General features: G+C 69.5%; 21 protein-coding genes. 15 read left to right on the top strand and 6 right to left on the bottom strand.

Annotated elements, in window-relative coordinates:
* The first annotated feature begins 204 nt into the window (after nt 1-204).
* Nucleotides 205-1,851, top strand: coding sequence for a glycoside hydrolase family 13 protein (locus tag ACEWX3_RS17070; protein WP_374157162.1), 1,647 nt, complete (start codon nt 205-207; stop codon nt 1,849-1,851).
* A gap of 147 nt (nt 1,852-1,998) precedes the next feature.
* Nucleotides 1,999-3,027: an NAD(P)H nitroreductase gene (locus ACEWX3_RS17065; protein WP_374157161.1), complete on the top strand. Its 1,029-nt coding sequence runs from the start codon at nt 1,999-2,001 to the stop codon at nt 3,025-3,027.
* 28 nt (nt 3,028-3,055) lie between these two features.
* Here the strand turns inward: ACEWX3_RS17065 and ACEWX3_RS17060 are convergent, their stop codons facing one another.
* Genes ACEWX3_RS17060 through ACEWX3_RS17050 form a run of 3 tightly spaced genes read right to left on the bottom strand, consistent with a single transcriptional unit; the run spans nt 3,056 to nt 5,558 of the window.
* The gene (locus ACEWX3_RS17060) at nt 3,056-3,706 is read right to left on the bottom strand and encodes a response regulator transcription factor (protein WP_152516910.1); all 651 of its coding nucleotides are present in this window, start codon (nt 3,704-3,706) and stop codon (nt 3,056-3,058) included.
* 38 nt (nt 3,707-3,744) lie between these two features.
* Nucleotides 3,745-4,569: a universal stress protein gene (locus tag ACEWX3_RS17055; protein ID WP_374157160.1), complete on the bottom strand. Its 825-nt coding sequence runs from the start codon at nt 4,567-4,569 to the stop codon at nt 3,745-3,747.
* Nucleotides 4,563-5,558 (bottom strand): NAD(P)H nitroreductase, encoded by a 996-nt coding sequence (locus ACEWX3_RS17050; protein WP_374157159.1) that lies wholly within the window; start codon nt 5,556-5,558, stop codon nt 4,563-4,565. The genes ACEWX3_RS17055 and ACEWX3_RS17050 overlap by 7 nt, the downstream gene beginning before the upstream one ends.
* 111 nt (nt 5,559-5,669) lie before the next feature.
* On the opposite strand from ACEWX3_RS17050, the gene ACEWX3_RS17045 reads away from it, so the two are divergent.
* On the top strand, nt 5,670-7,382 hold the full coding sequence (locus ACEWX3_RS17045; protein WP_374157158.1) for a GAF domain-containing protein: 1,713 nt from the start codon (nt 5,670-5,672) through the stop codon (nt 7,380-7,382).
* Between the two features lie 43 nt (nt 7,383-7,425).
* On the opposite strand, the gene ACEWX3_RS17040 is transcribed toward ACEWX3_RS17045, so the two are convergent.
* Both ACEWX3_RS17040 and ACEWX3_RS17035 read right to left on the bottom strand, forming a co-directional pair.
* Nucleotides 7,426-8,130 carry a GAF and ANTAR domain-containing protein gene (locus ACEWX3_RS17040; RefSeq protein ID WP_221357126.1) on the bottom strand — a complete coding sequence of 235 codons (705 nt, stop codon included), beginning with the start codon at nt 8,128-8,130 and terminating at the stop codon, nt 7,426-7,428.
* A 111-nt stretch (nt 8,131-8,241) separates the two neighbouring features.
* Nucleotides 8,242-8,739 carry a DUF1990 family protein gene (locus tag ACEWX3_RS17035; RefSeq protein WP_374157157.1) on the bottom strand — a complete coding sequence of 166 codons (498 nt, stop codon included), beginning with the start codon at nt 8,737-8,739 and terminating at the stop codon, nt 8,242-8,244.
* 150 nt (nt 8,740-8,889) lie between these two features.
* On the opposite strand from ACEWX3_RS17035, the gene ACEWX3_RS17030 reads away from it, so the two are divergent.
* The 11 genes from ACEWX3_RS17030 (at nt 8,890) to pdxT (ending at nt 18,989) form a co-directional block, all read left to right on the top strand.
* Nucleotides 8,890-9,522, top strand: a complete 633-nt coding sequence (locus tag ACEWX3_RS17030) for a PaaI family thioesterase (RefSeq protein ID WP_374157156.1) — start codon at nt 8,890-8,892, stop codon at nt 9,520-9,522.
* Entirely contained in the window at nt 9,519-9,947 is a 429-nt protein-coding gene (locus ACEWX3_RS17025) for a TIGR02611 family protein (RefSeq protein ID WP_374157155.1), read from the top strand. The genes ACEWX3_RS17030 and ACEWX3_RS17025 overlap by 4 nt, the downstream gene beginning before the upstream one ends.
* Before the next feature lie 78 nt (nt 9,948-10,025).
* Nucleotides 10,026-12,095 (top strand): threonine--tRNA ligase, encoded by a 2,070-nt coding sequence (gene thrS, locus ACEWX3_RS17020; RefSeq protein WP_374157154.1) that lies wholly within the window; start codon nt 10,026-10,028, stop codon nt 12,093-12,095.
* Nucleotide 12,096: 1 nt separating this feature from the next.
* On the top strand, nt 12,097-12,645 hold the full coding sequence (locus ACEWX3_RS17015) for an HIT domain-containing protein (RefSeq protein ID WP_207067609.1): 549 nt from the start codon (nt 12,097-12,099) through the stop codon (nt 12,643-12,645).
* The gene (gene pgsA, locus ACEWX3_RS17010) at nt 12,642-13,310 is read left to right on the top strand and encodes a phosphatidylinositol phosphate synthase (protein WP_286183256.1); all 669 of its coding nucleotides are present in this window, start codon (nt 12,642-12,644) and stop codon (nt 13,308-13,310) included. Before ACEWX3_RS17015 ends, pgsA begins: the two co-directional genes overlap by 4 nt.
* Nucleotides 13,307-14,314 (top strand): phosphatidylinositol mannoside acyltransferase, encoded by a 1,008-nt coding sequence (locus tag ACEWX3_RS17005; protein ID WP_374157153.1) that lies wholly within the window; start codon nt 13,307-13,309, stop codon nt 14,312-14,314. Before pgsA ends, ACEWX3_RS17005 begins: the two co-directional genes overlap by 4 nt.
* A gap of 10 nt (nt 14,315-14,324) precedes the next feature.
* A complete protein-coding gene (locus tag ACEWX3_RS17000; protein WP_374159879.1) occupies nt 14,325-15,476 on the top strand; it encodes a glycosyltransferase family 4 protein in 1,152 nt (383 codons plus the stop codon).
* On the top strand, nt 15,473-16,510 hold the full coding sequence (locus ACEWX3_RS16995) for an NUDIX domain-containing protein (protein ID WP_374157152.1): 1,038 nt from the start codon (nt 15,473-15,475) through the stop codon (nt 16,508-16,510). The genes ACEWX3_RS17000 and ACEWX3_RS16995 overlap by 4 nt, the downstream gene beginning before the upstream one ends.
* 182 nt (nt 16,511-16,692) lie before the next feature.
* Nucleotides 16,693-17,541 carry a pyridoxal 5'-phosphate synthase lyase subunit PdxS gene (pdxS, locus tag ACEWX3_RS16990; RefSeq protein WP_235682624.1) on the top strand — a complete coding sequence of 283 codons (849 nt, stop codon included), beginning with the start codon at nt 16,693-16,695 and terminating at the stop codon, nt 17,539-17,541.
* Between the two features lie 9 nt (nt 17,542-17,550).
* A complete protein-coding gene (gene tesB, locus ACEWX3_RS16985; RefSeq protein ID WP_207067613.1) occupies nt 17,551-18,399 on the top strand; it encodes an acyl-CoA thioesterase II in 849 nt (282 codons plus the stop codon).
* Entirely contained in the window at nt 18,396-18,989 is a 594-nt protein-coding gene (gene pdxT, locus ACEWX3_RS16980) for a pyridoxal 5'-phosphate synthase glutaminase subunit PdxT (protein WP_374157151.1), read from the top strand. Before tesB ends, pdxT begins: the two co-directional genes overlap by 4 nt.
* Before the next feature lie 7 nt (nt 18,990-18,996).
* Here the strand turns inward: pdxT and ACEWX3_RS16975 are convergent, their stop codons facing one another.
* A complete protein-coding gene (locus tag ACEWX3_RS16975) occupies nt 18,997-20,208 on the bottom strand; it encodes an acyl-CoA dehydrogenase family protein (protein ID WP_374157150.1) in 1,212 nt (403 codons plus the stop codon).
* A 172-nt stretch (nt 20,209-20,380) separates the two neighbouring features.
* Here ACEWX3_RS16975 and ACEWX3_RS16970 point away from each other — a divergent pair, with 172 nt between their 5' ends.
* Complete coding sequence (locus ACEWX3_RS16970; protein WP_207067617.1) at nt 20,381-21,136, top strand: YebC/PmpR family DNA-binding transcriptional regulator; 756 nt, start codon at nt 20,381-20,383, stop codon at nt 21,134-21,136.
* The last annotated feature ends 43 nt before the right edge of the window (nt 21,137-21,179 follow it).

The following is a 21,179-nucleotide window of genomic DNA, read 5'->3' as shown; positions in this document are numbered from 1 at the left end:
GCGCTCATCGTCACCGTCTGCTCTTCGCGCGAGCGCTCATCGTCACCGTCTGCTCTTCGCGCGAGCGCTCATCGGGCCCGTCTGCTCATCAGGCGTCGAGGTTAGCGGAACGAAAGTACTTACGTCTACGGCACGACGTTTGACATGAGGTAGCAGATAGCCGAGTCTGGTGCCGAAAACGTTTACGCAACGCCGAGGAGCGCCGTGCCCGTCCCGAGCCCGTCATGGTGGCAGACCGCCGTCGTCTACCAGGTCTACATCCGCAGCTTCGCCGACGGGAGCGGAGACGGTATCGGCGACGTCCAGGGGCTGCGTCGGCGCCTGCCCTACCTCGCCGAACTGGGTGTCGACGCGATCTGGATCAACCCGTGGTACCCGTCGCCGATGGCCGATGCCGGCTACGACGTCGCCGACTACCGCGACATCGAGCCGAGCTACGGCACACTCGACGACGCCCAGGCGGCCATTGCCGAGGCCCACGCCCTCGGTATCAAGGTGCTTCTGGACATCGTGCCCAACCACACCTCCGACCAGCACGCGTGGTTTCGCGCGGCGCTCGCCGGGCAGCCGCAGGCCCGCGCCCGCTATCACGTGCGGCCGGGTCGCGGGGCGGGCGGCGAACTGCCGCCGAACAACTGGCAGAGCATCTTCGGCGGACCGGCCTGGACCCGGCTACCTGACGGGGACTGGTACCTGCATCTGTTCGCTCCCGGACAGCCGGACCTGAACTGGGACCACCCCGAGGTCCGCGCCGAGTTCGAGGACATCCTGGCGTTCTGGTTCGACCGTGGCGTGGACGGGTTCCGTATCGACGTGGCACACGGACTGGTGAAGGAGGCCGGCCTGCCCGACACGGTCTCCGCGGCGCCCGGTTCGCTGGTCGAGAGCAACGAGGGGCACCCGGCGTGGGACCAGGACGGCGTGCACGAGATCTACCGCGGCTGGCGCGCCGTCGCCGACCGGTATGCGCCCGAGCGCATCTTCATCGCCGAAGCGTGGGTGGGAAGCAACGAGCGGCTGGCCCGCTACCTGCGCCCCGATGAGCTGCACACCGCGTTCCAGTTCGACTTCCTGCGGACCCCGTGGCGAGCCGAGGTGATGCGCGCGGTGATCGACGACGCGATCGGTGCCGCCGCGACGGTCGGCGCCCCGCCGACCTGGGTGCTGTCCAACCACGATGTGACCCGGACGGTGACCCGCTTCGCCCGGTCGCAGCCCGAGCATCTCCTCGGCACGGATTGGGAGCGCAACCGGTGGGCCGACGAGGACCCCGACCATGCCCTGGGCCGGAAACGGGCCCGCGCCGCGGCGCTGGTGCAGCTGGCGCTGCCGGGCACTGCTTACGTGTACCAGGGTGAGGAACTGGCCCTCGAGGAGATCGAGGACCTTCCCGATGACGTGCGCCAGGACCCCACCTGGGCGCAGTCGGGCTTCACCGACGTCGGCCGGGACGGCTGCCGGATACCGCTGCCGTGGACCGACACCGCCCCGCCCTACGGGTTCGCCGCCGAGTCGGGCGCGGCGACCTGGTTGCCCCAACCGGCGCACTGGGGTGTGCACAGTGTCGAGGCGCAGGAACGTGACCCCGACTCGACGCTGAACCTGTATCGCGCCGCCCTGGCGCTGCGCCGGACGATGTGGCGCGACGCCGGTGATGTCAAGTGGCTGACCGTCGCACCGGACGTCGCGGCGTTCGAACGCGGCGGCGCGCAGTGCTGGGTGAACACCGGCGACGCCGATGTCGCGCTACCCGAGGTCGCCACCGTGGCGCTGGCCTCGGCGCCGGGGATCGATCGGGTGTTGCCGCCCGACTGCGCGGTGTGGTTGCACAGCGGTACCCCGACGGACTGAGCCGGGCCCCCGGAGGGCCCCGAAGGGCCCCTGGAAGGCCTTTCGAAGGCCCTCTGAAGGGTCGAGCAGAGGTCTTTGTGCCCTCTGCAAACGCTTCGCCGCCACGCACTCTGGATGGAGCAACTACTCCGGACAGGTGATGAGGCGATGAGTGGCTCCTTTCCCGACCCCGCGACTCTGCGGTCCGCGCTGGCCCTCGCCGGCCGGGCGCCCTCGGTGCACAATTCGCAGCCCTGGCAGTGGCGGGTGGAGGGCGAGCGCCTCCACCTGTATGCCAACCCCGATCTGCTGCTGCCGCACACCGACCCCGACGCCCGCGACCTGATGCTCAGTTGCGGTGCGGCACTGAATCACTGCGTGGTGGCGTTGGCCGCCCTCGACTGGCAGACCCGTGTGCACCGGCTGCCAGACCCCGCCGACCCGAACCATCTGGCTGTCATCGAGCCCTACCCCTATCCCGCGGCGGATCTGGACATCACGCTGGCCGCCGCCATTCCGCGCCGGCGTACCGACCGCCGCCATTACAGCTCGTGGCCGGTTCCGCGCGGCGACATCGCGCTGATGGGCGCGCGGGCGGCGCGCGCCGGAGTGATCCTGCGCCGCGTGGAGGATCTGGCCACGCTGCGCGCGCTGGTCACCGAGGCCGCGTTCCGGCACCGCTCGGACCGGGAGTACCTCGCCGAGCTGGCGGTCTGGAGCGGACGCTACGCATCGACAGCCGGGGTTCCGGCCCGCAGCGTGCCTGGACCGGACGGGGTCGCACGCGTCCCCGCGCGCGACTTCGCCGGCGGTGTACTGGCGCACAACGCGAACACCCACGGCGTCGACGACAACGCCGCGGTGCTGGCGCTGGGAACCGCCGAGGACGATCCGCTGTCTCGCCTGCGGGCGGGCGAGGCCACCAGCCTGGTGTTGCTCACCGCGACGGCGCAGGGGCTGGCCAGCTGCCCGATCACCGAGCCGCTGGAGGTCGCGGAGACCCGGGCAGCGGTGCGCGCCGACGTCTTCGGCGCCGAGGGCCATCCGCAGATGCTGCTGCGCATCGGCTGGGCGCCGGTGAACGCCGACCCGTTGCCTTCCACGCCACGCCGCGCGCTGTCGGACTACGTCTCCGACCTCGACGACACTTCCGGGTTCGGCGACACCTCCGACCTCGACGACACGACGACCGCCTGACCGGGCGAGGGGGAGCAGGCGGTGGTGTTCACTCCATCTCGGGGCGATGATGCCGTTCGAGTTTGGACACGAACACCGCCGCCTGCGTCCGGCGTTCCATGCCGAGCTTGGCCAACAGGCGCGACACGTAGTTCTTGACGGTCTTCTCCGCCAGGAACATCCGCGCGGCGATCTGTTTGTTCGTCAGCCCTTCGCCGAGCAGATCGAGCAGGACGCGCTCCTGATCGGTCAGACCCGACAGCGGGTCGCGCTCCTCGCCTTCGCCGCGCAGTTTCGCCATCAGCGCTGCCGCGGCGCGGTTGTCGAGCAGCGACCGGCCGGCGCCGACCTCTTTGATGGCCTGGGCCAGCTCCATGCCTTTGATGTCCTTGACCACATAACCGCTGGCGCCGGCCAGAATCGCGTCGAGCATCGCCTCGTCGGAGGTGAACGACGTCAGCATCAGGCATCGCAGGTCGGGTAGCCGCGACAACAGGTCGCGGCACAGCTCGATGCCGTTGCCGTCGGGCAGGCGGACGTCGAGGACGGCCACATCGGGCTGCAGCGCCGGGATGCGGGCCAACGCCTCGGACACCGACCCCGCCTCGCCGACGACCTCGAGTTCGGGATCACTGCTGAGCAGGTCGACCAGCCCCCGCCGTACTACTTCGTGGTCGTCTACCAGGAAAACCTTCACCATGTCGAGACGTCTCTATCCTCTGGAGGTCGGCACCGGTGTCACAGTGCGTTGTGCGGTTCGCACACCAGTATCGAACAGTCGGTGTCCCGCAGCGCGGTATTGCCCGGCGCGTTGACGAGCGGGGTGACGCCCCCGGGCCGCTGCCGGCTGGTCACCACGAGCTGGATCGAGCCGGCATGCCCGGCCAGGTAGTCCAGGATGTCTCCCCGCATGTTCACGGTGGTGATGTCCAGATCGGGGTAGCTGCGCCGCCATTCGGCAAGGCGGCGCTCCCACGGATCCTGGATGTCCCCGTGCATCCGGGTCGGGGTCAGCACCCGCACCGGCGCATGACGACGCCGCGCCGCCGCCAGACCGCGCTGCAACACCGAGCTACCGGCGGCGTTGTCGTCGATCTCGATGACCACCGCGCGTTCGCCGGGTCGATGCGGCCGGTGCGCGCGGACGACGGCGACGGGGCAGTGCGCCGAAGCCGCCAGCGTGGCGGCGGTCGATCCGATGCGCCCTTCGGTGGCGTGGCGCAGGCCGCGGGCCCCGACGCAGAGCAGCGCCGCTGACCGGGACGCTTCCAGCAGCGTCGGGACCACGGTTCCCTGCAGGATCTCGACTTCCAACTTCACCGGGGTCTCGGTCGACTCCACGGCGGTCACCGCATAGCGCACCGCCACCTCGGCGGTGGCCAGCCGGTGCGCGATGTCCTGGGAGTCGGCGACATCCGGGCGGGCGGGCTCGATGACGTAGACGAAGCGCAACGGCACGTCGCGATCGAGGGCCTCGTCCACCGCCCACAGCGCGGCGTCGACGGCCGACGCCGAACCGTCGATGGCGACCACGACACTGGTGGTGACGGCGCTGTCTAGCATGGCCGGCTCCTCTCGATGCGCAGCACGTGTTCGATCGGCCTCCGGGGGGTGGGCGGCGGGGTGTCCGCCAGGGCGGGCGCTTGTCCGAGGCGGACGATGACGTGCGGGAGCGCCCCGGTGCCCACCAGCGCGGCCACCACCTCACGTCCCTGGGCCATCTCGGTGATGTGGGTCAGCGTGCAGCTCGACAGCCCTGCCTCGGTGGCGTTGAGCAGCAGCGCCGACAGGGCCTCGCCGCAGCGCAGGATGCTGTCCCGGCTCTCGTCGAGGGTGGACAGCACCAACACCGCCGCCCGGTCGTCGAGGATCTCCGCGCGTCGCTCGGCGCGCGCGACGACGGGGAAGTTGCGGCCGATCTGCACCCGGTCGCTCTCGGTCGCCGTGACCAGCGAGGTTCTCGGAATTCCGTCATCTGACACGAAATCGGCTGTCCACCAGGTGAGTTCGGTGTGATACTCGGCGTCGTAGCGCCGCAGCGCCTCGGTCAGGTGGGACGCCTCGGCGACGAACTCGTGCACGTCTTCGGACAGGACGTCGAGTCGCACGGCGTGGTTCTCGGCGACCGCGCTGAGCGTGTGCATGAGCGCCTCGGGGTCCGGTGGGGCCACGAAGGGCAGGCGGTCGGTGTGGCGGAGCAGGATCGCATCGGCGTGGCTGTTCTGCTCCTCGGTGACCGACCGGGCCGCGGTGAACTGCACGGTGGCCAGATGCAGCGGATCGTCGGCGGTGGGGAACCGGGTCACGGCGGTGTCCCACCCGGCCGCGGCCATCGCCGTGCGGAAGTGGTGCAGGACAGCGCCGCAACTGATCAGCGCCTCGCGTCCGGAGGCGTCCGCTCCGCGGACGAAACGTTCGGGGTCGGCGAACAACTCGACCGAGTCGTCGGTGAGCACCCAGCGCCAGGGCTGGGTGTTGTGCAGAGACGGTGCCCGGCAGGCCAGTCGCAGAGCCTCGGTGATCAGCTCGGTGCGGACCTGCGTCGCGGTCATCGTGGCTCCCTTCGATCCCCTCTCACGGTGCCCTGCGGCGGGTGCTGCAGCACAGGGCCAATGGTCCTCAACAGGTGACGAGAGCTGCTCAGCGGTGGTAGACCAGAGGCCGTGGGGCAGACATCCGAGTCGGACTCCGAGGGGACAGCGCGACCGGTGCGGGACACGTTGTCCCAGCTGCGGCTGCGCGAACTGCTCAGCGAGGTGCAGGACCGGGTCGAGCAGATCGTCGAGGGCCGGGACCGCCTGGACGGGCTCGTCGAGGCCATGCTGGTCGTCACCTCCGGTCTCGAACTCGACGACACGCTGCGCACCATCGTGCACACCGCGATCGAGCTCGTCGACGCGCAGTACGGGGCGCTGGGCGTGCGCGGCTACGACGACGAGCTGGTGGAGTTCATCTACGAGGGGATCGACGAGGCGACCCGAGACCAGATCGGCCACCTCCCCGAGGGTCGCGGTGTACTCGGCGCGCTGCTGGTCAACCCCAAACCCATTCGCCTGGACAACATCTCCAGTCACGCGTCGTCGGTGGGGTTTCCGCCGCACCATCCACCCATGCGCACGTTCCTCGGTGTGCCCGTGCGCATCCGCGACGAGGTGTTCGGCAACCTCTACCTGACCGACAAGCGCGGCGGAACGCCGTTCAGCGAGGACGACGAGGTCCTGGTGCAGGCGCTGGCCGCGGCGGCCGGAATCGCCATCGACAACGCCCGTCTGTACGAGCAGGCCAGAGCCCGACAGTCCTGGATTGCCGCCACACGTGACATCGGCACCCAACTGCTCTCGGGTGCCGACCCCGCGACGGTCTTCCGGTCGATCGCCGAAGAGACCCAGCAGCTCAGCGGTGCGACGACGACCTTCGTGGCGATCCCCATGGATCCCGACCAGCCGGCCGACGAGGTCACCGAACTGGCCGTCATCGCCGTGGCCGGTGAGGACGCCGACGTCGCCTCGGCCCCGATTCCGGTGGCCGGAACGGTGATCGGCACTGCGTTCGCCAACCGCGCGCCCGACAGGTTCACCGGTGTCGATGTCGGCACGGGGCCGCAGGGCGGACCGGCGCTGGTGCTTCCGTTACGCACCACCGACTCGGTGGCCGGAGTCCTCGTGGCTGTCAGAGCCGTTGGTGGGCAACCATTTCGGGTGGACGAGCTGGACATGATGTCGGCGTTCGCCGATCAGGCGGCGTTGGCGTGGCAACTGGCCACCACGCAGCATCGGATGCGTGAGCTGAGTATCCTGACCGACCGGGACCGCATCGCCCGAGACCTGCACGACCACGTGATCCAGCGCCTGTTCGCCGTCGGGTTGTCGCTGCAGGGGACCATCGCGCGGGCGCGTTCCGCCGAATTGCAGCAGCGGCTGTCCACCTCCATCGACGATCTCCAGGACGTCATCCAGGACATCCGGACCACGATCTTCGACCTGCACGGTGGTTCGTCGGGCATCACCCGGCTCCGGCAGCGTCTCGACGAGGCGGTGTCGGCGTTCCCCGGCTCGGGGGTGCGAACGTCGACGCAGTACGTCGGACCCCTGTCGGTCATCGACGCGTCGCTGGCCGACCACGCCGAGGCCGTGGTGCGCGAAGCGGTCAGCAACGTCGTCCGCCACGCCGGGGCCACCGCGCTGACGGTGACGGTGACGGTCGAGGACGATCTGGTGATCGAGGTGGTCGACAACGGGCGCGGGATCGACGCCGACATCACCGGCAGTGGTCTGACCAACTTGCGCCGGCGTGCCGAAGAACTGGGCGGTTCCTTCGCCGTGGTGGCCTCCGCAGACGGCGGTACCTGCCTGACCTGGCGAGCCCCGTTGCCCTGAGCGACCGACCGGTCACTGCCCCGGGCGGCACCGGAGGCGGCGGTCAGGCCCCGTTCGCCCCGTTCTCCACCAGTTCAGCAGCGATCTGGAGCAACGGCACGTTGGAATCCTGGGAGAGCTTGCGCAGGACCTCGAAGGCCTGCACCGCGTCGACCCGGTAGCGCTCCATGATCATGCCCTTGGCCTGGCCGATGACGTCGCGGCTCGACAGTGCCCGCTGGAACTGCTCGTCACGGCGCGCCGAGTTCCACGCCACCGACGAATGCGCGGCGAAGATCAGCCCGAGCGTGCGGGCCTCCGCGGAGAACGCGTGAGGCTGTTCGGCATAGATGTTCAGCGCGCCGAGGGACTCACCGGCGATGAACAGCTGAAAAGCCATGATCGAGCGGATCGGCGTCTCGGCCAGAGCGTCGCGCCGATAGTCGGGAAATCGCTCCTCGGTCTCCATGTCGGGAACGTGGACGGTCTTCTCGTCCCAGGCCGCGGTCAGGCACGGGCCCTCGAGATGGCGTTGCTGGATCTTGTCCAGCAGCACCGGCCAGTAGTGGGTGGCCGCCGGAGTGTCGATGTGCTTGGCGTTGCGGGTCAGCGTGATCCCCGCGTATTGCGCACCCGGGATCTCGGCGGCGGCGTGTTCGGCCAACTCCGCCACCACAGTGTCCGAATCGGTATCGGGCCTGTTGTGCAGACCTTGCACCAGCTCGGCCACCCGAAGGTGCGCCGCCTCTAAGCCGGCTTGATCGTTCACCGTCACCGTCCGTGCTCTCCAACCCGATAATCAGGTCGAGATTACCGCTGACCGCGCATCGTCACCGCCGGATGCGCCGTGTCGACTCGATGACGGCGGTCCGCGCCGGCGTCACAGCGCGCGCAGGTAGCGGTCGGTGACCAGCCGCTGCACCAGCGATGTCACCGGCGCGCCCAGCCTGCTCCACCACGTCGCGTGCCGGGAGAACGCCGCCACCTCCGCCCGCACCTCGGTGGTCGCGGGGTCGTAGGACACCAGGAACAGTTCCTCGCCCGTCTCGGCGTGCCCGGGCAACGTCCCGTACGCGAAACCCCGCCGATCCTGCTCGTCGACGACGTAGACCACCCGGCACGGCGCCTTCACCGGTCCCAGGTGGACCAGCACCTCACAGCCGACTTCGGCGACCGGCCCGGCGGCGTCGACCCGCAGCCCGGCGCCGCGCAGCATGCCCCACCGCATCCCCGCTGCCGCGGCCTGCTCGAAGCGGTCCCGGCCGCGGCCGATCACCGACGATTTGCGCAGGTGGTGGTATCCGGCGGGCATCGTGGTCGCGGTGGCTCCCACCTCGGTGTAGGTCAGCGGCTTCCCGGCCAGCTCGTCGAGCTTCACACCTGCCAGCTTGGCACCGCTTCGGTACCGTCGTCACGTGACCTCCCGGCCCCGTTCGACGTGTGGCGACGCTCTGCTGACGGGTGTGACTGCCGGGCCGTTACCGAAGCCGGGACGGCTACCGGGCCGGCCACCCAATACGGTGGCCAGGTGAGCGCCAACGAACCCGCCGATGCGCACCCCGGGGGAGGCTTCAATCCCCCCGAGCCGTCCACCCGCGGGGGACCCGATTACGGCCGGTTCATCGAAGCGGTCCGCACGGTGCAGGACCACGCCCGCGCCGCCGACGCACCCGACGACGTCATCGCCGAGGCCGCCGACCTCATCGAGCAGGCCTCCCGCTTGTTGGAGCCGCATGCCGCCGACGAGTGGAACTCCCCGTCGGGCCGGCGCATGGACCTGCCCAACCGGGGCAACATCCTGGCCGTTCCGGTCGACCTGCACGTCACCGAGGCGGGGACGATCGTCGGAACGGCCCACTTCCGGCGCTACCACCTGGGGCGCAACGGCGCGGCGCACGGCGGCGCCGTGTCCCATCTGTTCGACTCGCTGCTCGGTTTCACCGCGTTCAAACTCAGCGGCAGCCGGGCCCAGCGCACCGCATTCCTGCACGTCGACTACCGCCGCATCGTTCCGGTCTGCAGGCAGGTCCGCGTCGAGGCCGGCATCGACGACATCGTCGACCGCAAGATCAGGGTCTCCGGGCGCATTCTCGACGACGCCGACCAAGTGCTGGCCGAGGCCCACGCGCTGTTCGTGAAGTTGAAGCCGGGGCAACCGTGAACGACGGCGAGCGCGCGGGGTTCACGCGGCGGTGGGCGGCCTGGCGTGACGGGCTGCGTGACCGGCCCGCTGTGGACGCCGGTTACCGGCTCGGGGTCGCCGTCACCGGTTTGGTGGTCCTGTGTGTCGGCATCATCGCGATTCCGTATCCCGGCCCCGGGTGGGCGATCGTGTTCGTCGGGCTCGCGATCCTGGCGACCGAGTTCGACTGGGCGCGACGGCTGCTCTCCTACGTGCGCCGGCGCTACGACGCGGCGATGGCGTGGTTCACCCAGCAGGGGCTGTGGGTGCAGGTGCTCGGCGTGGTGTTCACCGCCGCGGTGGTGCTGGGCACGTTGTGGCTGCTGGGTGCGCTCGACTTCGTCGGGGAGATGTTCGGCTACGAGCCCCGGTGGCTGGATAGCCCTATTGGTATCGGGACGTAGCGACCGACCCCGATAGCATGGTCGCGGTCGACGCCCGACCATCACCGTTGGCACGCCCGAGAGTTTGGAGAACCCGCGATGAGCGCCCCCGTCAGCCCGGCCCCGGCAGTCCCGATCCGGGTCGCCGCCGGGACTACCGCAGGGCAGGCGGTGCGTGACGCCGGCCTGCCGGGACGGGGCGCCCCCGACGCCGTCGTGGTCGTTCGCGATGCCGAGGGACGCCTGCGCGACCTGTCCTGGGCGCCCGACGAGGACGTCGAGGTGACGCCGGTGGCCGCCGACACCGAGGACGGGCGCAGCGTCATCCGCCATTCCGCGGCCCACGTGCTGGCCCAGGCGGTGCAGGCGATGTTCCCCGACGCCAAGCTGGGCATCGGGCCGCCCATCACCGACGGGTTCTATTACGACTTCGAGGTCGCCGAACCCTTCACTCCCGAAGACCTCGAAGCGCTCGAGAAGCGCATGCGCCAGATCGTCAAACAAGGCCAGCTGTTCTCGCGGCGGGTGTTCGAGTCCAAGGACCAGGCGCGTCACGAACTGGCCGACGAGCCCTACAAGCTCGAGCTGATCGATGACAAGTCCGGTGCCGACGATCCGGAGGTCATGGAGGTCGGCGGTGACGAGCTGACCGCCTACGACAACCTCAACCCGCGCACCCGCGAGCGTGAATGGGGCGACCTGTGCCGTGGCCCGCACATCCCCACCACCCGCTACATCCCGGCGTTCAAGCTGACCCGCAGCTCGGCGGCGTACTGGCGCGGTGACCAGAACAACGCCAGCCTGCAACGCATCTACGGCACCGCGTGGGAGACCCAGGAGGCGCTGGACCACCACCTGGAGCTGATCGAGGAGGCGCAGCGTCGCGATCACCGCCGGCTGGGCGCCGAGCTGGACCTGTTCAGCTTTCCCGACGAGCTGGGGTCGGGTCTGCCGGTGTTCCATCCCAAGGGCGGGATCGTGCGCCGCGAGCTGGAGGAATACTCGCGGCGCAAGCACATCGAGGCGGGCTACGAGTTCGTCAACACCCCGCACATCACCAAGGAGCAGCTCTACATCACCTCGGGGCATCTGGAGTGGTACGCCGAGGGGATGTTCCCCCCGATGCACATCGACGCCGAGTACGACGCCGACGGCGCGGTGCGCAAACCGGGCCAGGACTACTACCTCAAGCCCATGAACTGCCCGATGCACCACCTGATCTACCGCTCGCGCGGCCGCTCCTACCGGGAACTGCCGCTGCGGTTGTTCGAGTTCGGCAGCGTGTACCGCTACGAGAAGTCGGGCGTGGTGCACGGTCTGACCCGGGTGCGGGGCATGACGCAGGACGACGCCCACATCTACTGCACCCGTGAGCAGATGGGCGAGGAACTGGCGTCGCTGCTGCAGTTCGTGCTGGAACTGCTGGCCGACTACGGCTTGGACGACTACTACCTCGAACTGTCCACCAAGGATCCCGAGAAGTTCGTCGGCTCCGACGAGGTGTGGGAAGAGGCCACCGAGACGCTGCGCGAGGTTGCCGTGGCGTCGGGCCTGGAGCTGGTGCCCGACCCCGGCGGCGCCGCGTTCTACGGACCGAAGATCTCGGTGCAGGTCCGCGACGCACTGGGCCGCAGCTGGCAGATGTCGACCATCCAGCTCGACTTCAACATGCCGGACAGGTTCGAACTGGAATACACCGCGGCCGACGGGTCGCGGAAGCGGCCGGTGCTCATCCACCGCGCGCTGTTCGGCTCCATCGAACGGTTCTTCGGCATCCTCACCGAGCACTACGCCGGAGCCTTCCCGGCCTGGCTCGCCCCGGTGCAGGTGGTTGCCATCCCGGTCGCCGACGACCACGTCGCCTATCTCAACGGACTGGTCACCCGGCTGCGGAAACTCGGTATCCGAGCCGAGGTCGACAGCAGCGACGACCGGATGGCCAAGAAGATCGTCAACCACACCAACCAGCGGGTCCCGTTCATGCTGCTGGCCGGTGACCGCGATCTGGAGGCGGAGGCGGTCAGTTTCCGGTTCGGGGACCGGACGCAGATCAACGGCGTGCCCGTCGACACGGCCGTCGACGCGATCGTGGACTGGGTGCGGCGCCGTGAGAACGCCACGCCGACCGCCGAACTCGTCGCCATCGACGCGCACGCAGACAAGGGGTGACGTGGATCCGGAGGACAGGATCGTAGACCGGGGAGTCGGCGAGCCGGACCACCTGCAGCGGTTGTGGACGCCACACCGGATGACCTACATCGCCGACGCGGTGAAGGCCGGCTCGGCAGCGTCTTCTGAACCGTTCACCGACATCCCCAACATGTCCGACGAGGACGGGCTGGTGGTGGCGCGCGGACAGCTGGTGTACGCGGTGCTCAACCTGTACCCCTACAACCCGGGGCACCTGATGGTGGTGCCCTACCGCCGGGTGGCGGAGCTGGAGAACCTCACCGACGCCGAGAGCTGCGAGCTGATGGCGTTCACGCAGAAAGCGATCCGGGTCATGAAGGCGGTGTCGCGGCCGCACGGCTTCAACGTGGGCCTCAATCTCGGCACGTCGGCCGGTGGCTCGCTGTCCGAGCACCTGCACATGCACGTGGTCCCGCGCTGGGGCGGCGACGCCAACTTCATCACCGTCATCGGCGACTCCAAGGTGATCCCGCAGCTGCTGCGTGACACCCGCGCCTTGCTGGCCGCCGAATGGGACAAGCAGCCGTGAGTGACTTCTACCTGATGACGCGGGCCGCGTACGCGAAGTTGTCGCGGCCCGTCGCCAGAGGTGCGTTACGGCTGGGCCTGACCCCCGACAGCGTCACGATCCTGGGAACGGCGGGCACGGTGCTGGGTGCGCTGACTCTGTTCCCGATGGGGCAGCTGTTCGCCGGCGCCCTGGTGGTCGGGTTCTTCGTGCTGGCCGACATGCTCGACGGGGCGATGGCCCGCCAGCGCGGCGGCGGCACCCGGTTCGGGGCGGTGCTCGATGCCACCTGCGACCGGATCAGCGACGGGGCGGTGTTCTGCGGGCTGCTGTGGTGGGCGGCGTTCGGCCTGCACAGCCCCGAACTGGTGGTCGCGACGATGATCTGCCTGGTGTCCTCGCAAGTCATCTCCTACATCAAGGCCCGCGCGGAGGCCACCGCGCTGTCGGGCGACGGCGGCCTGATCGAGCGTCCCGAACGCCTGGTGATCGTGCTGCTCGGCTGCCTGCTGGCCGACCTGCCGTTCTTTCCCCTGCCCTGGATGCTGCCCGCCGCCATGTGGGTGCTCGCCGTGGCCAGCGTGGTCACGGTGGGCCAGCGGCTGCACAGCGTGCGGACGTCGCCGACCGCGATGGACCGCGCCTGCGGTGAGCGAGCCGACAAACCGGAGCCCACCGACCAATGACGCAGCACGTGACGGATGCCGGCGACGGCCACGGTGGCCTGTTCGCCGTCCCGTCCCTGGTGCGGTCTCAGCTCAGCGACTGGGGATACGCGGCGGGCTGGCGATTGGTGCGAGCCGCCCCGGAATTCTTGGCGCGCAGCGTGTTCGGGGCGGGCGCCGGTTATGCGGCGCGCAACGGCGGACCCGAGCAGCTGCGCAAGAATCTCGCCCGGGTCCTCGGGGTGGCGCCCGACCAGGTACCCGACGAGGTGATGCGGGCGTCGCTGGCGTCCTACGCCCGCTACTGGCGCGAGGCGTTCCGGTTGCCGTCGATGGACCATGCCGAGATCGGCAGGCGACTCACCGTGGCCGGCATCGACATGCTGTGGGCAGCGCTCGAGGATGGTCGGGGCGCGGTGCTGGCGCTGCCGCACAGCGGCAACTGGGACATGGCCGGCGTGTGGCTGGTGCAGCACCACGGATCGTTCGCGACGGTCGCCGAGCGGCTCAAACCCGAATCGTTGTACAACCGGTTCCTGGCCTACCGGGAGCGCCTCGGCTTCGAGGTGGTGCCGCTGTCGGGTGGTCCGCGACCGCCGTTCGAGGTGCTGCGGGACCGGCTGCTGAACAACGGTGTGGTCTGTTTGATGGCCGACCGCGACATGACCCGCACCGGTGTCCAGGTCGACTTCTTCGGGGAGCCGAGCCGACTGCCCGGCGGCCCCGCCCGGCTGGCCCTGGCCACCGGTGCCGCGCTGTTCCCGGTGCACTGCTGGTTCGACGGCGATGGGTGGGGGATGGAGGTCTACCCGGAACTGGACACCTCCTCCGGTGACGTCACGGTCATCACCCAGGCCATGGCCGACCGGTTCGCCGCCAACATCGCCGAGCACCCGGCCGACTGGCACATGATGCAGCCCCAGTGGCTTGCGGACCTGTCCGAGGAACGCCGCGCCCGGCTGGCGGGCGAACTCGACCGCTCGGGTTCGGCGCGAAGCGCCGGGGATGATCCCGGGGCCGGGTGAGGGCACGCTGATGCGGATCGGCATGGTCTGTCCCTACTCGTTCGACGTTCCGGGCGGGGTGCAGTCGCACGTGCTGCAGTTGGCCGACGTGATGACCGGGCTGGGCCACGAGGTCAGTGTGCTGGCACCGGCGTCCGCCGAGGGCGTGCTGCCCGACTACGTGGTCTCCGGCGGGCGCGCGGTGCCGATTCCCTACAACGGGTCGGTGGCTCGGCTGCGCTTCGGCCCGGCCACCCACCGCCGGGTCAAGAGATGGTTGATACACGGTGATTTCGACGTGCTGCATCTGCACGAGCCGAACGCCCCGAGCCTGTCGATGCTGGCGCTGAACATCGCCGAAGGTCCCATCGTGGCCACCTTTCACACGTCGACGACGAAATCGCTGACGCTGTCGGTGTTCGAGCCGATTCTGCGTCCCATGCACGAGAAGATCGTCGGCCGCATCGCGGTGTCGGACCTGGCGCGGCGCTGGCAGATGGAGGCGCTGGGCAGTGACGCCGTCGAGATCCCCAACGGTGTCGACGTCGAGTCCTTCGCCTCGGCCCCGCCGCTGCCCGGCTACCCGCGTGTCGGCAAGACGGTGTTGTTCCTCGGGCGCTTCGACGAGCCGCGCAAGGGCATGAGCGTGCTCCTGGGGGCCCTGCCGGCGCTGGTCGACCGCTTCGCCGACGTGGAGGTCCTGGTGGTGGGCCGCGGTGACCAGCGCGAGCTGCGCGAGCAGGCCGGTCCGCTGGCCTCGCACCTGCGGTTCCTGGGGCAGGTCGACGACGCGGAGAAGGCGTCGGCGATGCGCAGCGCCGATGTCTACTGCGCTCCCAACACCGGCGGGGAGAGCTTCGGCATCGTGCTGGTCGAAGCGATGGCTGCCGGCACCGCGGTGGTGGCCAGCGACCTCGACGCGTTCCGGCGGGTCCTCGAGGACGGCAGGTGCGGTCGGCTGGTGGCCGTCGACGACTCGGCGGCGCTGGCTGACGGACTGATCGACGTGCTCGCCGACGACGGTGTGCGGTCGGGCTACACCGCGCACGCGAGCGCGGCGGTGGCGCGATTCGACTGGTCGGTGGTGGCCGCCCAGATCATGCGGGTGTACGAGACCGTCGCCGGCTCGGGCGTCAAAGTGCGGGTGGCCGGACGTCACGAGACCAGCGGGAGGCCGCTGTGATCCCGGTGCTGACCGCGCTCATCGTCGCGGCGGTGGTGGTGCTCGTCGCCGTGGTCGTGGGGTGGGCGTATCAGACCGCCAACCGGCTGGACCGGCTGCACGTGCGCTACGACCTGTCGTGGCAGGCCCTCGACGGGGCGCTGGCGCGCCGCGCGGTGGTGGCGCGCGCAGTCGCCGTCGACGCCTACGGCGAGGGACCCGACGGGCGTCGCCTGGCCGCGCTCGCCGATGCCGCCGAACGTGCACCGCGGCAGGCCCGGGAGGCGGCGGAGAACGAACTGTCCGCCGCGCTGGCGCGGGTCGATCCCGCGTCGCTGCCACTGGCTCTGGTCGCCGAGCTGGCCGACGCGGAGGCCCGGGTGCTGCTGGCCCGGCGTTTCCACAACGACGCGGTCCGAGACACCCTCGCACTGCGGGAACGCCCGCTGGTGCGCACCCTGCGATTGGGCGGAACCGCGGCGCTGCCAAGCTATTTCGAGATATCTGAGGGTGGTGAGGTGTCCACCCGCGAGGTCGCGCCGGTGACCCGGCGCACGTCGGCGCGGGTGATCCTGCTCGATACCGACGGCGCGGTGTTGTTGCTGTGCGGTTCGGATCCGGCCAGCGGGGTGGACCCGGCGCCGCGCTGGTGGTTCACGATCGGCGGGGCCGTGCAGGTCGGCGAGACGCTCGCACAGGCCGCCGCCCGCGAGGTCGAGGAGGAGACCGGTCTGCGGGTGTCGCCCGCCGACCTCGTCGGACCGATCTGGCGGCGGGATGCGGTCATCGAGTTCAACGGGGCGGTGATCCGAAGCGAAGAGATGTACTTCGTGTACCGCACCGGCCGGTTCGAGCCCTCCGAGTCCGGCCGTTCCGGGCTGGAACGGACCTACATCCATGCCCACCGGTGGTGCGATGCGACAATGATCGCTGGTCTGGTCGCCATCGGTGAGACGGTGTACCCGCGCCAGCTCGGCGAGGTGCTCGAGGAGGCGAACGTCCTGGCTGACACGCCGGGCGCGCTGTCGGAGAGGTCGCCGCAGCCGATCAGGTGAGGACAGTGGCGTTCCTCACCCATACGCGCGGATCGAATGCATTTGCCGCCGCATCTAGACTGGATCGGTAGCGATTTAAGGAGATAGGTGTGGAATCCCAACTGTCGGGTGAAGGGCCGGGGACGTTCCCCTCGCAGGCCGAGGGCCCGTCCGCTCGGGGGACCGCGCGGGTGAAGCGCGGTATGGCCGAGATGCTCAAGGGCGGCGTGATCATGGACGTGGTCACCCCTGAACAGGCGCGGATCGCCGAGGGAGCCGGAGCGGTCGCCGTCATGGCTCTCGAGCGGGTGCCTGCCGACATCCGGGCCCAGGGCGGGGTGTCGCGGATGAGCGACCCCGACATGATCGAGGGCATCATCGACGCGGTCACCATCCCGGTGATGGCCAAGGCGCGCATCGGGCATTTCGTGGAGGCCCAGATCCTGCAGAGCCTCGGGGTCGACTACGTCGACGAGTCCGAGGTGCTGACCCCCGCCGACTACGCCCATCACATCGACAAGTGGAAGTTCACCGTGCCGTTCGTGTGTGGTGCCACCAACCTCGGCGAGGCGCTGCGGCGCATCACCGAGGGTGCCGCGATGATCCGCTCCAAGGGCGAGGCAGGGACCGGCGATGTCTCGAACGCCACCACCCACATGCGCAAGATCGGTGGCGAGATCCGCCGGCTGACGTCGCTGTCGGAAGACGAGCTGTACGTGGCCGCCAAGGAGCTGCAGGCGCCGTTCGAGCTGGTCGCCGAGGTGGCGCGGGCCGGCAAGCTCCCGGTGACGCTGTTCACCGCCGGCGGCATCGCCACCCCCGCCGACGCGGCGATGATGATGCAGCTCGGCGCCGAAGGAGTGTTCGTCGGCTCCGGCATCTTCAAGGCCGGCAACCCGGCCGAACGGGCCGCCGCCATCGTCAAGGCGACCACTTTCTACGACGACCCCGACGTGCTGGCCAAGGTGTCGCGCGGGCTGGGGGAGGCCATGGTCGGCATCAACGTCGACGACATCCCGCAGCCGCACCGCCTGGCCGAACGCGGCTGGTAGCGCCACCCGATGGCGATCGAGGAGATCCTCGACCTCGAGCAACTCGAAGTCAACATCTACCGCGGCGGGGTCTTCAGCCCCGAATCCGGCTTTCTGCAGCGCACCTTCGGTGGTCATGTGGCCGGCCAGTCGCTGGTGTCGGCGGTGCGCACCGTGGACCCGAAGTTCCAGGTGCACTCGCTGCACGGCTACTTCCTGCGCCCCGGGGACGCCCGAGCACCGTCGGTGTACCTGGTGGAGCGTCTGCGCGACGGGGGATCGTTCGCGACCCGCAGGGTCAACGCGATCCAGCACGGCGAGACCATCTTCTCCATGTCGGCGTCGTTCCAGACCGACCAGAGCGGCATCGAGCATCAGGACGCGATGCCGTCGGCCCCGCCGCCCGACGACATCCCCGACTTCAAGGCCGCAAGCCGGGTCTTCGACGACGCCAGCTTCCGGCAGTTCGACGAATGGGACGTCCGGATCGTGCCGCGCGATCAACTGGAGCTGCGCGAGGGCATGGCTTCCCAACAGCAGGTCTGGTTCCGCCACCGCGACCCGCTGCCCGACGATCATGTGCTGCACATCTGCGCACTGGCCTACATGAGCGATCTCACGCTGCTGGGCTCGGCCCAGGTCAACCACGTCGAGGAACGCAAGCATCTGATGGTCGCCTCGCTCGATCATGCGATGTGGTTCATGCGCGCGTTCCGCGCCGACGAGTGGCTGCTGTACGACCAGTCGTCGCCGTCGGCCTGCGGCGGGCGCTCGCTGACCCAGGGCAAGATCTTCAACCGGTACGGCGACATGGTCGCCGCCGTCATGCAGGAGGGGCTCACCCGGTACTCCCGCGACTTCACCCCGGGCCGGCCGTGAGCGCACGCATCGGTGTGCTCGCGTTGCAGGGCGACACCCGCGAGCACCTGGCCGCGCTGGGCGCCGCCGGGGCCGAACCGCTGACCGTGCGGCGCCGCGCCGAGCTCGATTCCGTTGACGCGCTGGTCATTCCGGGGGGTGAGTCGACGACGATGAGTCACCTGCTGCGTGAGTTCGACCTGCTCGAGCCGCTGCGCGCGCGGCTGGCCGACGGGATGCCCGCCTACGGTTCGTGCGCCGGGATGATCCTGCTGGCTTCGGAGATCCTCGACGCGGGCGCCGCGGGGCGGGAGGCGACGCCGCTGAAGGCGATCGATATGACGGTGCGCCGCAACGCGTTCGGCCGGCAGGTGGACTCGTTCGAAGAGGACCTCGAGTTCGGTGGCCTCGACTCCGCTGTGCACGCGGTGTTCATCCGCGCGCCGTGGGCCGAGCGGGTCGGCCCGGGTGTGGAGGTGTTGGCCAGCGCGGCCGGACACGCCGTGGCGGTGCGGCAGGGCCGCACGCTGGCGACCGCGTTCCACCCCGAGATGACCGGCGACCGCCGGGTACACGCCCTGTTCGTCGAGATGGTCGAGGGGCGCGCTTAGGCCGGCGTCACCGGATGGGCAGGCCGGTGATGGCCCGGCCCATCACCAGTCGCTGGATCTCGCTGGTGCCCTCGAAGATCGTGAAGATCTTCGCGTCGCGGTGCATCCGCTCCACGGGGTATTCGCGGGTGTAGCCGTTGCCGCCGAGAATCTGGATCGCCTCGTCGGTGACGTACACCGCGGTCTCGCTGGCCACCAGCTTGGCCATCGACCCCTCGGCGGAGGTGAACTCCTTGCCGTTGCGGGCCATCCAGCCGGCGCGGTAGACCAGCAGCCGGGCGGCGTCGATGCGCGCCTTCATGTCGGCCAGCTTGAACGCGACGGCCTGGAACTCACCGATCTTGCGGCCGAACTGCTCACGCTCGCAGGCGTAGTCACGCGCATACTCGTAGGCCGCGCGAGCCACGCCGACGGCCATCGCCCCGACCGTCGGGCGGGTGCGTTCGAACGTCGCCATCGCGGCCTGGCCGGCGGCCCGCTTGCCTTCGCGAACCTTGGCGATGCGCGCGTCGAACTTCTCCTTGCCGCCGACGATGAGCCGGCCGGGAATCCGCACGTCCTCGAGGACCACCTCGGCGGTGTGCGAGGCGCGGATGCCGTGCTTGAGGAACTTCTGTCCCTGGCTCAGCCCCGGCGTGTCCGGCGGGATGATGAACGACGCCTGTCCGCGCGTGCCCAACTCGGGATGCACCGAGGCGACCACGACGTGGACGTTGGCGATCCCGCCGTTGGTGGCCCAGGTCTTGGTGCCGTTGAGCACCCACTCGTCGGTCGCCTCGTCGTAACGGGCGCGGGTGAGGATCGACCCGACATCGGAGCCGGCATTGGGTTCCGAGGAACAGAACGCCGCGACCTTCGGATCGTCGATGGTGCCGAACATCTGCGGCACCCACTCGCCGACCTGTTCGGGGGTGCCCGTGGCGGCGACGGAGGCGGCGGCCAGTCCGGTGCCCAGGATCGCCAGCGCGATACCGGCGTCACCCCAGAACATCTCCTCGAACGCCACGATCATGCCGAGCCCGCTGGGCTCGGTGGTCTGCTCGGCGAAGAACTCCATCGAGTAGAGGCCGACCTTGGCCGCCTCCTGGATGATCGGCCACGGCGTCTGCTCGCGCTCGTCCCACTCCGCGGCGGCCGGACGAATGACGTCGGCGGCGAACTCGTGAACCCACTTCTGCACGTCGACCAGGTCGGAGGACAAATCCAGGGAGAACGTCATGGCTGCGACCCTACTTCGGAGTAAGTTCGAATGGTCCGAAGTGTGGTTGAGTTAACAGTTGTCAACCAGCGCCGTCGCCCGGGCCCACATGGTTCGGTCCCACCGAACCCCCACGTAGACTGATCAGTCGGACTTCAGACGTCAGCGAGAAGAAGAGAAGGTAGTTCGGAACATGAGCGGCCATTCCAAGTGGGCCACCACCAAGCACAAGAAGGCCGTCATCGATGCCCGCCGCGGCAAGATGTTCGCGAAGTTGATCAAGAACATCGAGGTCGCCGCCCGCGTCGGCGGCGGTGACCCGGCGGGTAATCCCACGCTCTACGACGCCATCCAGAAGGCCAAGAAGAGTTCGGTGCCCAACGACAACATCGAGCGTGCCCGCAAGCGCGGCAGCGGCGAGGAGGCCGGCGGCGCGGACTGGCAGAACATCACCTACGAGGGCTACGGGCCCAGCGGGGTGGCCGTGCTCGTCGAGTGTCTGACCGACAACAAGAACCGGGCGGCCGGTGAGGTCCGGGTCGCGATGACCCGCAACGGCGGCAACATGGCCGACCCCGGTTCGGTGTCCTATCTGTTCTCCCGCAAGGGCATCATCACGCTGGAGAAGAACGGCCTGTCCGAAGACGACGTTCTGGCCGCGGTCCTGGAGGCCGGCGCCGAGGAGATCAACGATCTCGGCGAGAGCTTCGAGATCATCTCCGAGCCAACCGATCTGGTCGCCGTGCGCACCGCGTTGCAGGAGGCGGGCATCGACTACGAATCGGCAGACGCGAGTTTCCAGCCCTCGGTGACGGTCCCGGTCGACCTCGACGCCGCCCGCAAGGTGCTCAAACTCGTCGACGCGCTGGAAGACAGCGACGACGTCCAGGACGTCTACACCAACATCGACATCCCCGACGACGTCGCCGCGGCGCTCGAGGAGGACTGAGCCCGCCTCGGCTCACCGCGTGTCCCTGCCCCGCATCGTCGGG

Source organism: Mycobacterium sp. G7A2 (assembly GCF_041902445.1).
Taxonomy (GTDB): domain Bacteria; phylum Actinomycetota; class Actinomycetes; order Mycobacteriales; family Mycobacteriaceae; genus Mycobacterium.
Note: the sequence above shows the minus strand (reverse complement) of the source record. Positions and strands in the feature narration are given on the sequence as shown.

Excerpts from the sequence above, each read along its gene's own strand:
- ACEWX3_RS17000 (WP_374159879.1), top strand. The coding sequence starts at position 14,325 with ATGCGGATCGGCATGGTCTGTCCCTACTCGTTCGACGTTCCGGGCGGG.
- ACEWX3_RS17050 (WP_374157159.1), bottom strand. The coding sequence starts at position 5,558 with ATGACCGCGACGCAGGTCCGCACCGAGCTGATCACCGAGGCTCTGCGA.
- ACEWX3_RS17065 (WP_374157161.1), top strand. The coding sequence starts at position 1,999 with ATGAGTGGCTCCTTTCCCGACCCCGCGACTCTGCGGTCCGCGCTGGCC.
- ACEWX3_RS17055 (WP_374157160.1), bottom strand. The coding sequence starts at position 4,569 with ATGCTAGACAGCGCCGTCACCACCAGTGTCGTGGTCGCCATCGACGGT.
- thrS (WP_374157154.1), top strand. The coding sequence starts at position 10,026 with ATGAGCGCCCCCGTCAGCCCGGCCCCGGCAGTCCCGATCCGGGTCGCC.
- ACEWX3_RS16975 (WP_374157150.1), bottom strand. The coding sequence starts at position 20,208 with ATGACGTTCTCCCTGGATTTGTCCTCCGACCTGGTCGACGTGCAGAAG.
- ACEWX3_RS17005 (WP_374157153.1), top strand. The coding sequence starts at position 13,307 with ATGACGCAGCACGTGACGGATGCCGGCGACGGCCACGGTGGCCTGTTC.
- tesB (WP_207067613.1), top strand. The coding sequence starts at position 17,551 with ATGGCGATCGAGGAGATCCTCGACCTCGAGCAACTCGAAGTCAACATC.
- ACEWX3_RS16970 (WP_207067617.1), top strand. The coding sequence starts at position 20,381 with ATGAGCGGCCATTCCAAGTGGGCCACCACCAAGCACAAGAAGGCCGTC.
- pdxS (WP_235682624.1), top strand. The coding sequence starts at position 16,693 with ATGGCCGAGATGCTCAAGGGCGGCGTGATCATGGACGTGGTCACCCCT.
- ACEWX3_RS17060 (WP_152516910.1), bottom strand. The coding sequence starts at position 3,706 with ATGGTGAAGGTTTTCCTGGTAGACGACCACGAAGTAGTACGGCGGGGG.